This window comes from Emticicia aquatilis (assembly GCF_014644295.1).
In the GTDB taxonomy this organism is placed as follows: Bacteria; Bacteroidota; Bacteroidia; order Cytophagales; family Spirosomataceae; genus Emticicia; species Emticicia aquatilis.
In genome coordinates, this window is record NZ_BMKK01000014.1 from 91,865 (window position 1) to 105,977 (window position 14,113).

Genomic DNA, 14,113 nt, shown 5'->3' on the forward strand with positions numbered 1-14,113 from the left:
AACATCAAACTAATAAGAGATAAACGTAAAACACCTGCACAAAAACAAGTTTTGGGAGGTTTGAGTGTGTGATTTAGCAAAGTATTGTTAAGAAAACATTTGTAAGCATGGCAAACATAAAAATAAGTAAAAATGAAGAGAAATTCATAAAGGCGATGGATAGCATCGCCCTAAAAACGACTAAAAATCAAGAAGAAATCAGCAAAGCAATAAATAGCAACTTCATAAAAATAACAGAAAATGAAGGAAAATTTATAAATGCGATGAATAACCACGCAAGTTCAGTTAGTCGTTTATCCGCTAAATATTCTGATTTATTTAAAACAGTTGATGCTGTTTACAAAATTATTAATGCAGAAGCTGGAAAAATACATACTTTTAATAGGACTATTAAGACATTGTTAGAGGAATGGAGTAAAATTGATTGGGTTGCAATAACTAATAATTGGAATAAGATTTTACAGCAATTCATAGATGATTATAATCAGTTTGTTGAATCAGTTGAGGAAGATAAGTGGCATGATTATTATCATTTAACGAAGGAACATTCTACTCATGTAGAAAAACATTTACCTTATGTTACCGATGATTTAAAATATTTCTTAAAATTTTATGTTCCATACAATATTCGATTTTTAGGTTTAAATAAACATAATCATAGAGAAAAAAAGTACAAACTGCATTTGTTTGACTTAAACCTTTTTCATCAATACATGAATGTACTCACTAATGAGGGAGGAAGTGAAGAGGAAGCCTTAGAAATTGTTTGGAATAATTTTGACAAAAGAAATACAGAAAATGTAAACATAGTACAGTTTCAAATCCGAAATGATGTTTTTGAAAATAAGAAAGAAAACACAGTGTTTGGTAAAATACCAAACGGTAAGCAAAAGAAAGTTTTAAAATTGATAGTTGATGAGATGAGAAAGGGTACTCAAAAAACAGATGCCATTAACGATTCTTATCGAAGAGCAGGCTATAAAACGGATAGACAAGTGTGGACAATTGTTAAAAAAGTTGAAAAAGGAGAATTAGTTTATAATGAATTTACTGAACTTTTGAAAAACAAATAAAATAATGCTAATACGCTTATAATAAGCACAGTATGTTGTAATATTTCAGTGAAATATTACAGTTTATTTCAGTAAACTCTTTAAAATTTAATGAATTTTGGTGTTTTTATTTGTGCTTCACTAAAACAAAAAAGAGATGAAGCGAACAAATTCAACACAAGAAGAAACACTAAAAACTCAAGTTAAAGAATTACAAACCCAAATTGAAAGAATAAAAAAAGAAAACAGAATCAGAATTATTATCTCTTTTCTGATAAATATTGCAGATAGATTACTTGAATCATAGAAGTACGAGCATAAAAAAAGGAAGACTTCATAAGTCTTCCTTAGTAGAGTGTGTGATACAATTATCTAACAATTTTTTAGAAGATTTAAGTTCATTTTATGAAACAGTTATAGCATTGGAGTAAATTAAATCCTTGTTTAATTGCCAATTTTTTAGCCTTAATAACTGTTTCATTCGAGCAATCAGAGGTTTTTTTGATTAATTATTAACTTTTTAATTGGAATAGTATTTTTGGAATACCATACTCTATGTTTTTTATAAGAAAAATATTCAGTTAAGGCTAATACCCGAATTTACAGATATTAGGCAAGTATCTATATCTGAATCAATAGTAAAAAAAAGAAGCTGACAGGGCGTTTTTAGAACAAAAAGAATGTGGCATAAATAGACCATACGAAACTATTTACTCAGATTGGTTTATTTCTTTAAGATTTCAATGGGACATTAATAAAGAGCAATTAAAACGTTGCTTAAAGTTGTATTTTTTTAATGTTATATCTATTTCATATATTTGTCTAAAAGCAATAAAAGTTAAAATAATAATGGAGATTAGAGAACAAATATCAATTGATGAATTTGATGGAAAAAAATTCAAGATTCGATTTGTAGAGGCAGAAGATAATAGAAAAGCAATTATAACACACTATCTACGAAATATACATAATGGCGTAAAAAAGCATTACGAACAAGAGGCAAAGGCTTATTTAAAAGATATTATAACATATAAAAACCAAGAAGAAAATATCAATATTGCCTCTGAGGAAGCATTACAACAACTTCTTTTTGAAGTCGAAAACGTACCATTTCCAACGCCTCAAAATTACACTTTTAAATTTATTGATTTATTTGCTGGAATTGGAGGTTTTAGATTAGCTCTCCAAAACTTGGGAGGAAAATGTGTATTCACTTCTGAATGGGATAAGTATGCACAAATCACATATAAAGCCAATTTTGGAGAAGTTCCTTTTGGAGATATAACTAAGGAAAGTACGAAAAAATATATTCCTGATAACTTTGATGTTTTATGTGGCGGGTTTCCATGCCAGCCATTCTCTCATGCAGGCCTAAAGAAAGGATTTGAAGATACCCGAGGAACATTATTCTTTGATGTGGCAGATATTCTTAATAGAAGAAAAGAAAAGGGTAATCCTGTTAAAATTGTGTTTTTAGAAAACGTCAAAGGATTAAAAAACCACGACAAAGGCAATACTTTGAAAACAATTTTATCAACCTTAAATGAATTAGGGTATGAAGTAGCAACTGAAGTATTGAACTCAAAAAACTTTGGAGTACCTCAAAATAGAGAAAGAATTTTCATAGTAGGTTGGTTAAAAGAAATCAATCGAAATTTTAAGTTTCCTTTAGGTAAAGATACGAATGGCGGCACTATTTTCGAGGTTGAACATCTAAACCAAGTAAAAGCGACTAAAGTAAAAGACATCTTAATAGAAGACCCTGAGCCTAAATATACGATTTCCGACAAATTATATGCTGGACATTTAAGAAGACGGAAAGAACATAAGGAAAAAGGTAATGGGTTCGGTTTTTCATTATTCAATGAAAATTCCGCTTATACCAGTACAATATCAGCAAGATATTACAAAGATGGTAGTGAAATTTTAATAGAACAGCCTAATGCTAATCCACGAAAATTAACGACAAGAGAGGCGGCAAATTTACAGGGATACGACCCCAAATTTATTATTCCTGTATCTGACGTTCAAGCATATAAACAATTTGGTAACAGTGTATCTGTCCCTGTAATCCAAGCAATTTTTCACGAAATTCAAAAACAACTTTTGTAAACGTATGTTAGAAGATTTAGGACTTTTAGCTCTTGAGGCACAAAAAAAATGTAAAGAATATGATAAAAGAGATATTGTTTTATCGGATGCCTTTAAAAAGGCATTTAAGGATAGTATGACTTCTTATGAAATCACATTCGGCCAATATACAACCATATTTACAAGCAAAAACGAATTAGTGATAATTGCACCTAATCAGTGGTTTATAATTGCTTCTTATTTTTCAAAATTCCTCTCTCAATTATTAGTCTATAAAAAATGGGTTACTGATTTAAGCCTAAACAGTGAGATTAAAACTATTCGAGAAACTCGTCAAATAGATGCAAGTACTCATGCAATCATCAGTAAAAAGTTTGACGTTGATGATATTGAAAAATTCAAACGGTTTTTAACCGATTATGACTGGTGGGCTGGTAGCAAAACTATTGATAGAGGAGATTTTTTTGTATCAGCAGTCCTTAGTTCAGCAGGTGTGATTAATGATAGTCAATCATATATCGCACAACTTGCTTTGCATTTATGCAATCACCAAAATCTAATCGAAATCTTACAACAAGATTTAAATATCCATTCAAAAGCCCCACTAAAAACAGATGAGGTAATTATAAGCTCTCCTATACTCAAACAAATCATTTTCGATACATTCAAGTATATCTTAATTGAGTTTGGAGAAAACGTCATTTTAGAAAATCAAACAATCAAAGACAACAAAATAGAAGACAGAGCATTTAAAGGTATATCATTGCCTAAATTCTTTGGGACTGATTATATAATTGGGATGTTTAATAATGCACAAACCCCTGATTTACTAAAGTCAAGCGATACAATTAGATTCTTTAGCAATAATATTACAGTTCTTAATAATGAACATTCCTACTTTACAACACAGTGGAGTGCAGAGGGTGAAGGAAGAGGGCGTACACTTGTAAACTTCAATAATTATTTAGATAATATTTCAAACTCAACCTTAGAGATTGTTAAGGAAGAAGATATATTTAGATTAATAAGAAAAACCACTCAAATTTATAGTAATCCCTCATCAAAAAGACTCCCCCCTCAGAATACTATCTATTATGGTGCTCCTGGTACTGGTAAGTCATACAAGGTAAATGAGATTTTGAAGAATCTTGACACAAAATTTTATGAAAGAATAACATTTCATCCCGAATATGACCATGCTTTATTTGTAGGTGGATATAAACCTATTACAGTACCAGTTAAGTATAAAGATGATAATCAAGAAGTATATACAGAAGATGAGGTAAAATACAGATTTGTCCCTCAAGCATTTACAAACATTTATGTTAGAGCTTGGAAAGACCTTGAGAACCAGTATTATTTAGCCATTGAGGAGATAAATAGAGGAAACTGTGCAGAAATATTTGGAGACATATTCCAGTTATTAGATAGACATAGTAATTACACGGTTTCTCCATCGGAAGAACTTAAAGAATATTTAATTAAAGCCCTTGGTTTAAGCCATGAAGGAATAACAAATGGACTAAAATTACCTCCAAATCTTAGTTTGCTGGCTACAATGAATACTTCTGACCAATCACTATTTCCTATGGATAGTGCTTTTAGAAGAAGATGGGATTGGGATTATATACCTATTTGCTATGATGAAAATGAAGAAAATAAATCATCAACATACATTGTTAAAATAGACGAAAATCGTTCTTTTAAATGGTTAGATTTTATCAAAACTGTTAATTTAAAGATTAAGCAGAATGATAATTTAGGCATGGATAAATGTATTGGAAACTACTTTATCAAACCGTCACAAGACGAAATTACATTGAAAGAATTCATTAATAAGGCTATATTTTATCTGTGGAATGATGTTTTCAAAGATGAGGAGGAAAGTGACTCTATTTTTCTAAAAGGTACATATTATGAAGATTTTTTTCCGATAGAAACCAACGGTTTAGATGAAATAATAAAGATTTTGACTAATTTATCAATAACTATAACCTCAACTCTAAATTTAGATACTCTTCCACAAATAACTGAATCTAAAAAAGATGAGAGTTCTAATTGAAGGTGAAAAATATAATATTGAAGACTTAGAAGCTCTATTTGATAGCCCTAAGTTTTATATTCAAAAAGGACTTGAAGGTACTATAAATGCAGTAGGTTACTACCATTCTTTTGATAGAAACCAATTAGTTTATATGTTGCCTAAAGTTTTCATGAAAAATGAAAAAGAAACTGTTTTTGGTGTTTCCAAAGATGTTCTTTTTGATTTGGAGCTACATTTTTCTTTCAAACATAAAGAAGAATACCAGTGGATAAGACAACTTATTGTTTTTTTTTATAATAGTCTGAAAGAATATAAACGAAGAAATTCAGACAATATAATTATTGAAACAAATCAAAGTTTAGAACTCAATACCAATATAGGTCGAAATGAATATACTTATTTAGACTTACTGTTAACATTCGTAAACTTCTACAAAAAGAATAAAAATACAATTTTATTTAAGCATATAGAGTTCAAGTCGAACCAAGCGAAAAAACCTAAATGGGAGAAGACTATCCGAAAATCCTTACCGTTTTTAGATTCATCTAATACACCTATTTACTCCCAAATTACCAATAAGAAGAAAATTGTCAATAATGAGGAAGAATTAATTGTTTACTTTTTTTCAATTTTACATCACTTTAATAAAAATCACCAGTTACAGCTAAAGATAGACTCAAGTTATAATATCGTTGAGGGTACAGTATTTGCAAAACTACAAAAGACTGGACTATCAAAGCTTCGCAAAATCAAACATCGTTATTTTTCGGATACTTTAAAGAAAATGTTTCGTCTCTGTGAGATATACTTTCAACAAACAGATACAAGTAGTATAAAAAAGAAAAAAGAAGAGTTTATATCCGTAAAGAATTATAACATTGTATTTGAAGATATGGTGGATAAATTATTTTCTGATAAATTAGACTCGCCAAAGGATGGTATTTCTTTAAATGATTTAAAAAACAATAATGATGGGAAAATTATCGACCATATTTATGAAGACCAATCTTTAATAGATACTTCAAATATCTTCTTCATTGGTGACTCTAAGTATTATAAATCCAACTCCGAGGCGGGTAAACTATCAAAATATAAGCAGTTTACTTATGCTAAAAATGTCATTCAGTTCAACATTGATTTATTAAATAAAGGAGAAGTATATAAAGAAAACATTCGGTATAGAGACGAAATAACTGAGGGTTATAACCTGACACCTAATTTTTTTATCTACGGCTATATAGAGGATGTTAATGACTTTGATAATCCAAATTTAACTCAACATACAGAACTACCTATTAAATCTTTTCATTTTGAAGATAGATTATTTGATAGAGATACTCTATTTGTACACCAATACAAAATGAATTTTTTATTTATTTTAAAAGCGTATTCAACTTTTAATCAATATACTATTACCGAATTTAGAGATAAAGCCCAAAGAGATTTTAGGAGACAATTTATTAATTTCTTTAATGACGCAACCAAATCAAGATTTACAATTTATGAAAAAGAATTAATCAAGGAAGAGGCTGAAAAATTTGTAAATGCTAACTTTAAAGTTCTAAATGGTAAATGCTTTTATACAAATGATGGTAAATTGTTAATTGCTAAGTATTTTAATGATACAATTCCTTTACAAACAGGTTTTGAAATTAAAGAATTGATGTAATAATAACTTAAAAACTTTCCACTTAGTAACCCAAAAGGCAAACAAAAACATATAACTTGTTGATAATCATGTATTTACAGTTTTATTTTATATTGAAAACAGAACAAATTAGTAAAAACAAAAAAGGCGAGATAGAAGTAACTACTTATGAAACCAAAGTTTAGTTTATCATACATTAAATTACAAATAGACGACTTCAAATTTTATATTTTTATTATTTAATTGTCTTTGAGCCGTAGCTGTCCAAATCTTAGTTTTGAATTCTTCATTATCGAATCCTACAGAATATTTTATGGCTTTGTTTATATCTTCAGTGATATTACAGCCTGTTAAAGCTTGTTCTTCAGCTATAAATAAATCAAGTCCATCCATTTTTAAAACGTATTTAGGTGCTTTATTTGCCTCTTTGCGTAGTTGCGAAATTGTCCTTGTCATTTTTTTCTTTTGTTATATTAACATAGTTTGATTGTTGAAATTGATTTTTTTACAGTTTAGTATCAATCAATAACTTAAATCAATTTGTCTTTGAATTGAATAATTTATTTCTGTTTAAACTAAAAACCGTAAAAGTAAAAACGAACGTTTAAACAATTACGAAAATTAGAAGAAAATCACTAAAAAAAGGTAATACACCTTAAAAAATAATAGATTTTAATTGGTTTTCATTAAATCTGTATTTCTATATCTTCTAAAATAAATTGTTTGCGGGTATTTGTAAAATGATTTGACGTAACTTACTATAAATCAGATATTTACAAGGATTTCATGGTGCAATCGACCGAAGTGTGCAGCAAATCCCAGTATTACCCAATAATCTTGGAGAAGATTAAAGTAACAAGATGCCGTGCTTAATTGCTATTTTTTTAGCCTTAATAACTGTTTTATTTGAGCAATCAACAATTTTACATATTTCTCGAATCGTAAACCCTTTTTTTAGATTCTTAATAATTTGTTGAATACTATCTTTTTTCAAAAAATCTATTTCCGTTTCTACTGAAAGGGTCGGTCTTCCAAGAATACCACCCTTTTGAACATAAACTTGCCTTCCCACAGTTGTACGCTCTTTGATATTCTCCAACTCCATTTCATAAAGTGAGGACATTACAGAGCTAATCATTTTCCAAATAGGATTCTTTATTCCATTTGGTCGTGATTGAAGACCAATATTTCTGATATTGACGTTTACCCCTTTTTCATCTAACCATTCTAAGGTTTTTATAACATCCCCTGTATTCCTTCCCAAACGACTGAATTCCTCTACATATAGGCTGATATTCACATTGCTCTCTTCAATTAATTTAACTAATTCTTTGCCTTTTGGTCGCTCTTTAAATGGAACAGTTCCAGAAACCTTGTCAAACAGTGTAAGGTCGTATTTTTCTGTATCAATTGAAAATCTATCGCCTGTTTGTTGTGTTGTTGATACTCTATTGTATTTTACTTTCATCTTATTGGTGTATTTTAATTCACAGAATAAAATTACAACATTTTGATTGAAATACCTAATTTTTGGGCAACTAAAGACAATTATTTTGTTTCCCTTTTATTCTTGATTTAAAATACATCATTAAAATTGTACCTTACTCCGAAGAAAGTTGACTTCATCTTTCAGTTCTTCAATTAATCTTTCATAAAGCTCTTTTTCACTACTTGAGTCAGAATTAATAACCATTTGTGTTGCCACTTTACCACCTGTTTGATTATAATTTTGCTGAATATAAGGTGTTTATGGTTTTCTTGGTACAGCCACATTATTTTGGACTTCAACATCTTCTGATGGCTCGAATGCAATTATAAGAAATCTATATTTTGAAAATAGCGAAGTAGCAAGATATAGTGACTTTAAAACAGGGGAACGTGCAATTAGATGCGTAAAGTAATCACGCTACAACAAATAGTTAAGCATTTATTTTTTTACACAGATGCTTAACTATTTGCCATATAAATCTCCTAAGAAGTAAGGTTTTTGAGTCTTATTGTTTAATATTTGCTTCATATTAATTTCACCAAGTTTATTGAGTGTTTCAGAGTTAGAATAAATGCTATTTAAGGCATTTGTATAATCGGTGATTAATAATTTATCATAATTACCTAAATAATCGAATGAGACGCTTAATAATGGGTCTATTTTTCTAATCCTTGATGTTAAACCAGCTTTAATTAGGACATCCAAATTATCGTAATTACTATATAATAAAAATTTTAATTTAAAAGTTGGATAACTTTGTTCATTCTCTTGAATAATTGAAACTACTTTCACACCACCAATAAAATATTTGTTCCAAAAATATCTATTTGCTACCCTACCAATTGAAGCAACTCCGTTTGTTATTTTACGTGAAATTGCTTTGAAGTCTTCAAAGGAAAAAATATGATAATTAGTACGTAATGGTGTTTTTGCGATAGTTAATTTATAAAAATACTTATCATTAGACCAAGGACTTTGGGTATCTAATTTGCAATAGATTTGGTTAATCAGATTAACATTAGAAGATTGAGTTTCATCTAAAATGTTTTTTTTCGATTTACAAGGGGTTTTATTTAACATTTCCATTCTTATAAATATTCACAAAAAGCCAAAAGTTGTGAGTGAGTATATATTTTTTTTGACCTATGGCTAATTTACTTAGGGGAATAATATTTTAATATAATAAAAGGTCTTAAAAGCCTTGAAATACCCTAAAACACCAAAAAATCCAAAATAGTAACAACCTGATTTTGTTTTAAAAAAAGTGAGTTTTCTTTAAAATTTTGGTAAAATTTTAAAGAAGGAATTGATGGGTTATATCCCCCCCCTTCCCCTCCTCAGCGGAAGTAGGGGGGATACGTGAAAATAAGGGAGCGAGCGGATAGATACATTATCTATTGTTTATCAAAATTCCCTTCAAAAAGCCAATAATCAACATTAATTAAATCTTTTTTATTGCTTGAAAATGGTTTTAAATCTTTTACACAATAGCTAATCATTCTATTTTCTTCTTTTTGCTTTATGGCTTTGGTATGTGAATTACCCAACACCCATTTTTTTTTCAACAAGCCTCTAAAATTTTTAACATTATCTCCTTTCTTGAATAATATATGAATGTGGATATTGTTATTTTTTCCTAATTCAAAAACGCCAAAACACCTTTTAAATAATCCATTTTTTAATAAATCATTAATGTACCTATCCGAACTTTTGATAAAAGCGTTTATCCCTAATCTTTGCGAAGGGTTTATATCAAATACTCTTTCATGGCGTTGTGTTTGATAATTAACATCGTTTTCTACCTTTTTTTCTTTATTTTTTTCTCTCTTATTTGGGTTTAACGTTCCTGTGAATAAAGTATCATATTCAAATTTGCCAAAAAAAGAGGCTAATGATTCTCTGTACTCAATATTACCCTTTTTAGATTTTACTTGATGAATGTTTTTATTGCACTTTAATGATTCTTTATTGCTAATAACAATTCTTTCAATCTCTTTTTCAAGTTCTTTTATCCTTTTTCTTCTTCTACACTCTCGCTGATTAATTTTATCGTGAATTCTTTTTGCTTCTTTTCTCTCCTCTTCTGTGTTATATTTTTGAGGTCTCCCTACTTTATTAGGAGTAGCTACTATTTTATTCTTTTCTCTCACTTTATTAGTATAATTTTTAATGACACTTTTTATGCGTATTGCGTTGAGTCAAGAGCCATTTGAGAAATTATATTATTTCTATTTTAGATTGTCAAGTGAGAATGCGAAATTATTTGAGAAAAGTTTTTAAAATACACTTTTTAAAATACACTTTTTAAAATACACTTTTTAAAATACACTTTTTAAAATCAATTCTCTATCAATAAGTATCATATTTTAGCAAAAACCATCAAAAAAGTAGTAATTTTTATTTTATTGTAGATTTTCATTTCAAAAAAATAACACGATTTTCAATGTTAAGAAATTGTTAAATTTTTTATAAATAAGGGTATATAATTGGGCTTAAAATCTCATTTTCAGTTGGTATTAAATCTATTTTAATTTAATTTATTTTTAAATAACTTATAATCAAATACTTAACATCAAACAACTGTATTTTTCCTCTTAAAACAACGTTTTTTAAATTATAAATTTATAATTTTTATAATATTTTGTTGTATTTTACCTATTGACTTTAGCCATTTATTCAGCTTACCTTTGCACTACAATCACAGATATTCTGAAATGATTTGTATAAAAAGTAGTGAAAAAATAAAAATAGAATGATTAAAAAAGGCATTGATTTAAAAAAATCAATTCACAAAAAAAATTTAGTAACAGACTTTTCAGAAATGGAAAGATTTAAATTAACAGATGCAGAAATAAGAAATATCTACCCCAAAATAAATGATGAAGAGATAGGGTTTCTCAAAGAAATTTTAGTAGATTTTGCTAAAATGCTCTATAATAACAACAACAATTAAATAAATTTAGAATGAATAAAAATAGTAATTTATCAGCTTTTAATAGCTTAATAAAAAGTAAGGAAAAATCTGTAAAAAAATCTAATAAGGTAGTTATTTATACACGAATTTCAAGTGTTGGTCAAGCGGACAATTTTAGTTTATCAAACCAAGATAAAACAATCCGAGACTTTTGCAAAGAGAAAGGTTTTGTAATTATACGAGAGTTTGGAAATATACATGAAAGTGCTAAAAATGATGAAAGTAGAAAAGAATTTAACAATATGCTTAAATTTGTTAAAAAGCAAAATGGTGATATTTTTGGTATTGTGGTGTTTGCAATAGATAGATTTTCTCGTAGTGGAGGAAAGGCTATTGAAATTTTAGAAGACTTAGTAACAAAAAAAATGATTCATTTAATAGAAGCAAAATCGGGTATTGACTCAACATCCGATAGAGGTTATCTTACAATTTTAGAGGCTTTGCTTCAAAGTAAAAAAGAAAATGTAACAAAACAGGAGAGGGTTATTCCAGGGATGAGAACTTTTGTATCTCAAGGCAAATGGTTAGGCAAAGTTCCACGTGGTTATACTCTTTTTGGACCAAGGGCAACAGAAGAACATCGTTATGCAAAAGTACAAAGAATTGAGGTTAATTCCGATGGAAGACTATTACAAGAAGCCTTCAAATGGAAGCTATCAGGTAATTATTCAGATACTATGATTCTAAAAGAATTACGAATTAAAGGACTAATTATTCCGAAACAAACAATTAGTAGTATATGGAGAAATCCTTTTTATTGTGGGGTTTCAACAAATTCATTACTTGAAAACGAAGAGGCTATTAAAGGAAATTGGGAAGCAATAATATCAATAAGCGATTTCTTTAAATTAGAAAAAATTCTTAAAAAAAATAAGAGTGGTTATAAACATAACAAAGTAGATGAATGTAAACCCTTAAATGCCTTTCTAAAATGTCATCAATGTGAAAATAAACTAACCAGCTATGAAAATAAGAAGAAAAAGCTTTTTTATTATAAATGTAATTATTGCAAAGGAGTTAGTCTTAATGCTATTACAAAACCAAAATCAAATAATATTGGTGCAAATGAACTTTTTATAGAATTATTAGATAAATACAAAATCAATCAATCCTTTTCTTTTCTAATTGAGAAACAAATGAAAAAAATCTATACAGCTATTAATACAATGGAAGCAAATAAAGAAAAGGATATTAAAAATAAAATAAAGAATCTTGAAAGCGAATTGAACAGTGTACACATTAGATTTGGAAAAAGCCAACTTACAAAAAAAGTGTATGACTTAACAGTACAGTCAATAGAAGAGGAATTATCAGAATTGAATAAGAATTTAAAAAACACTAACCCAAAATTATCTAACCAAGAAGATTTAATAAAAAAATCTCTCGAAAGCCTTCAAAATATAGGAAATATATGGGTTTCGAGTACATTTGAAGTGAAAAAAGCATTACAAAATACACTATTTCCTTCGGGTGTATTCTTTGATAAGAAAAATCACACATATCTAACCAAAGATGTTAACTCTTTTTTACTTGTAAGTAACTACCTATCAAGCAATTATGAATGCAAAAAAAATGAGACTTTCAATCAAATTGATGAAAAGTCTCATTTAGTAGCGGGAACAGGACTCGAACCTGTGACCTTTGGGTTATGAGCCCAACGAGCTGCCAACTGCTCCATCCCGCGATGTTGTTCCATATATCGGACTGCAAAGGTACGAGAAAATTTCACAATAAAAAACTATCTTTGCAAAAAAATAAAAAAAACACGATTATTTTTTGTCGTGACCAATTCAAATGCAAGAAGAAATCATTTCTCCCGACCACAAGGCGGGCTTTATTAGTATCGTTGGAAAACCAAACGTCGGTAAATCGACGTTGATGAATATTCTCGTAGGTGAGCGACTTTCAATCATTACCTCGAAAGCCCAAACCACTCGCCACCGTATCATGGGTATTGTGAATGGTGTGCATGAAGGCACCGACTTCCAGTTGGTGTACTCCGACACGCCCGGTATCATCAAACCGATATATGAATTGCATAAATCAATGATGCACTTTGTGCATGGCTCGCTCGAAGACGCCGACGTAATTTTGTTTGTAACGGATATTTTCGAAAAGCACGATGAAGATGATGTTATCACCAAACTTCAGCATACAGAAACGCCTATTCTGTTAATTATCAACAAAATAGACTTGGCAACGCCTGAGCAAATCGAAGAAAAAGTAAGTTACTGGAAAGAAAACTTCAAGGCCGTTGAGGTGATTCCGATTTCGGCATTGCACCAACAAAATGTTGATGGTTTGTTTTCAAAAATTATTGGATTTTTGCCAGTTCATCACCCATATTTCCCGAAAGATGAATTGACCGATAAGCCCGAACGCTTCTTTGCGGCCGAAATTATCCGTGAAAAAATCTTTACGAATTATACGAAAGAAGTACCGTATAGCTGCGAAGTGGTGATTACGAGTTTCAAAGAAAAAGAGGATATGATTGTGGTAAGTGCCGAAATTTATGTGGAACGAACTACTCAGCGTGCGATTCTGTTGGGGCATAAAGGCGAACGTATCAAGAAAGTGGGTATTGAGGCTCGTCAAGAAATGGAAAACTTCTTCGGTAAGAAAATTTTCTTGGAGCAGTACATCAGAGTTGAGCCAGATTGGCGAAATAAACGCCAAAAATTGGAGCGATTTGGGTATGAGTGATATTTCTTTACCACGGAGACACGGACGGTTCGCCGCTGCGATTACACAGAGTTTCACGGAAAAATTCGTGTTAATCTATGCAATCCGTGTCTCCGTGGTAACAAAAAGTTAA

The 14,113-nt window shown here is 29.5% G+C and carries 12 protein-coding genes, 1 tRNA gene and 1 pseudogene; 9 read left to right on the top strand and 5 right to left on the bottom strand.

Annotation, left to right across the window (positions count from 1 at the left end; genetic code table 11):
• Positions 1–107 precede the first annotated feature (107 nt).
• From IEX65_RS24610 to IEX65_RS24630, 5 genes are all read left to right on the top strand, one after another.
• Positions 108–1,073 carry a hypothetical protein gene (locus IEX65_RS24610; RefSeq protein ID WP_188770424.1) on the top strand — a complete coding sequence of 322 codons (966 nt, stop codon included), beginning with the start codon at positions 108–110 and terminating at the stop codon, positions 1,071–1,073.
• Between the two features lie 136 nt (positions 1,074–1,209).
• Positions 1,210–1,359: a hypothetical protein gene (locus IEX65_RS24615; protein WP_188770426.1), complete on the top strand. Its 150-nt coding sequence runs from the start codon at positions 1,210–1,212 to the stop codon at positions 1,357–1,359.
• Positions 1,360–1,901: 542 nt separating this feature from the next.
• Entirely contained in the window at positions 1,902–3,164 is a 1,263-nt protein-coding gene (locus IEX65_RS24620) for a DNA cytosine methyltransferase (protein WP_188770428.1), read from the top strand.
• 4 nt (positions 3,165–3,168) lie between these two features.
• Positions 3,169–5,205 carry an McrB family protein gene (locus IEX65_RS24625; RefSeq protein ID WP_188770430.1) on the top strand — a complete coding sequence of 679 codons (2,037 nt, stop codon included), beginning with the start codon at positions 3,169–3,171 and terminating at the stop codon, positions 5,203–5,205.
• Positions 5,189–6,856, top strand: a complete 1,668-nt coding sequence (locus IEX65_RS24630) for a hypothetical protein (RefSeq protein WP_188770433.1) — start codon at positions 5,189–5,191, stop codon at positions 6,854–6,856. The genes IEX65_RS24625 and IEX65_RS24630 overlap by 17 nt, the downstream gene beginning before the upstream one ends.
• Before the next feature lie 180 nt (positions 6,857–7,036).
• Here the strand turns inward: IEX65_RS24630 and IEX65_RS24635 are convergent, their stop codons facing one another.
• The 4 genes from IEX65_RS24635 to IEX65_RS24650 form a co-directional block, all read right to left on the bottom strand.
• The gene (locus IEX65_RS24635) at positions 7,037–7,291 is read right to left on the bottom strand and encodes a hypothetical protein (RefSeq protein ID WP_188770435.1); all 255 of its coding nucleotides are present in this window, start codon (positions 7,289–7,291) and stop codon (positions 7,037–7,039) included.
• A gap of 391 nt (positions 7,292–7,682) precedes the next feature.
• Positions 7,683–8,303, bottom strand: coding sequence for a recombinase family protein (locus IEX65_RS24640; protein ID WP_188770437.1), 621 nt, complete (start codon positions 8,301–8,303; stop codon positions 7,683–7,685).
• A gap of 483 nt (positions 8,304–8,786) precedes the next feature.
• On the bottom strand, positions 8,787–9,410 hold the full coding sequence (locus IEX65_RS24645; RefSeq protein ID WP_188770439.1) for a hypothetical protein: 624 nt from the start codon (positions 9,408–9,410) through the stop codon (positions 8,787–8,789).
• A 308-nt stretch (positions 9,411–9,718) separates the two neighbouring features.
• Positions 9,719–10,474, bottom strand: a complete 756-nt coding sequence (locus IEX65_RS24650; protein WP_188770440.1) for a hypothetical protein — start codon at positions 10,472–10,474, stop codon at positions 9,719–9,721.
• A gap of 602 nt (positions 10,475–11,076) precedes the next feature.
• Here IEX65_RS24650 and IEX65_RS24655 point away from each other — a divergent pair.
• From IEX65_RS24655 to IEX65_RS28255, 3 genes and pseudogenes are all read left to right on the top strand, one after another.
• Entirely contained in the window at positions 11,077–11,277 is a 201-nt protein-coding gene (locus IEX65_RS24655; RefSeq protein WP_188770442.1) for a hypothetical protein, read from the top strand.
• A gap of 11 nt (positions 11,278–11,288) precedes the next feature.
• Positions 11,289–11,810 (top strand): annotated as a pseudogene (locus IEX65_RS28250) (recombinase family protein); the annotation flags it as partial.
• A gap of 165 nt (positions 11,811–11,975) precedes the next feature.
• The gene (locus IEX65_RS28255) at positions 11,976–12,950 is read left to right on the top strand and encodes a recombinase family protein (RefSeq protein ID WP_374757864.1); all 975 of its coding nucleotides are present in this window, start codon (positions 11,976–11,978) and stop codon (positions 12,948–12,950) included.
• Here the strand turns inward: IEX65_RS28255 and IEX65_RS24665 are convergent.
• Positions 12,910–12,982 (bottom strand) — tRNA-Met (locus IEX65_RS24665). The genes IEX65_RS28255 and IEX65_RS24665 overlap by 41 nt on opposite strands.
• Before the next feature lie 110 nt (positions 12,983–13,092).
• Here IEX65_RS24665 and era point away from each other — a divergent pair.
• Complete coding sequence (era, locus tag IEX65_RS24670; protein ID WP_188770445.1) at positions 13,093–14,001, top strand: GTPase Era; 909 nt, start codon at positions 13,093–13,095, stop codon at positions 13,999–14,001.
• The last annotated feature ends 112 nt before the right edge of the window (positions 14,002–14,113 follow it).

What these genes read in the sequence shown, in the direction of transcription:
- IEX65_RS24615 (WP_188770426.1), top strand. Translation starts at nt 1,210, where the DNA reads ATGAAGCGAACAAATTCAACACAAGAAGAAACACTAAAAACTCAAGTT.
- IEX65_RS28255 (WP_374757864.1), top strand. Translation starts at nt 11,976, where the DNA reads ATGATTCTAAAAGAATTACGAATTAAAGGACTAATTATTCCGAAACAA.
- IEX65_RS24610 (WP_188770424.1), top strand. Translation starts at nt 108, where the DNA reads ATGGCAAACATAAAAATAAGTAAAAATGAAGAGAAATTCATAAAGGCG.
- IEX65_RS24625 (WP_188770430.1), top strand. Translation starts at nt 3,169, where the DNA reads ATGTTAGAAGATTTAGGACTTTTAGCTCTTGAGGCACAAAAAAAATGT.
- IEX65_RS24630 (WP_188770433.1), top strand. Translation starts at nt 5,189, where the DNA reads ATGAGAGTTCTAATTGAAGGTGAAAAATATAATATTGAAGACTTAGAA.
- era (WP_188770445.1), top strand. Translation starts at nt 13,093, where the DNA reads ATGCAAGAAGAAATCATTTCTCCCGACCACAAGGCGGGCTTTATTAGT.
- IEX65_RS24655 (WP_188770442.1), top strand. Translation starts at nt 11,077, where the DNA reads ATGATTAAAAAAGGCATTGATTTAAAAAAATCAATTCACAAAAAAAAT.
- IEX65_RS24640 (WP_188770437.1), bottom strand. Translation starts at nt 8,303, where the DNA reads ATGAAAGTAAAATACAATAGAGTATCAACAACACAACAAACAGGCGAT.
- IEX65_RS24620 (WP_188770428.1), top strand. Translation starts at nt 1,902, where the DNA reads ATGGAGATTAGAGAACAAATATCAATTGATGAATTTGATGGAAAAAAA.
- IEX65_RS24645 (WP_188770439.1), bottom strand. Translation starts at nt 9,410, where the DNA reads ATGGAAATGTTAAATAAAACCCCTTGTAAATCGAAAAAAAACATTTTA.
- IEX65_RS24635 (WP_188770435.1), bottom strand. Translation starts at nt 7,291, where the DNA reads ATGACAAGGACAATTTCGCAACTACGCAAAGAGGCAAATAAAGCACCT.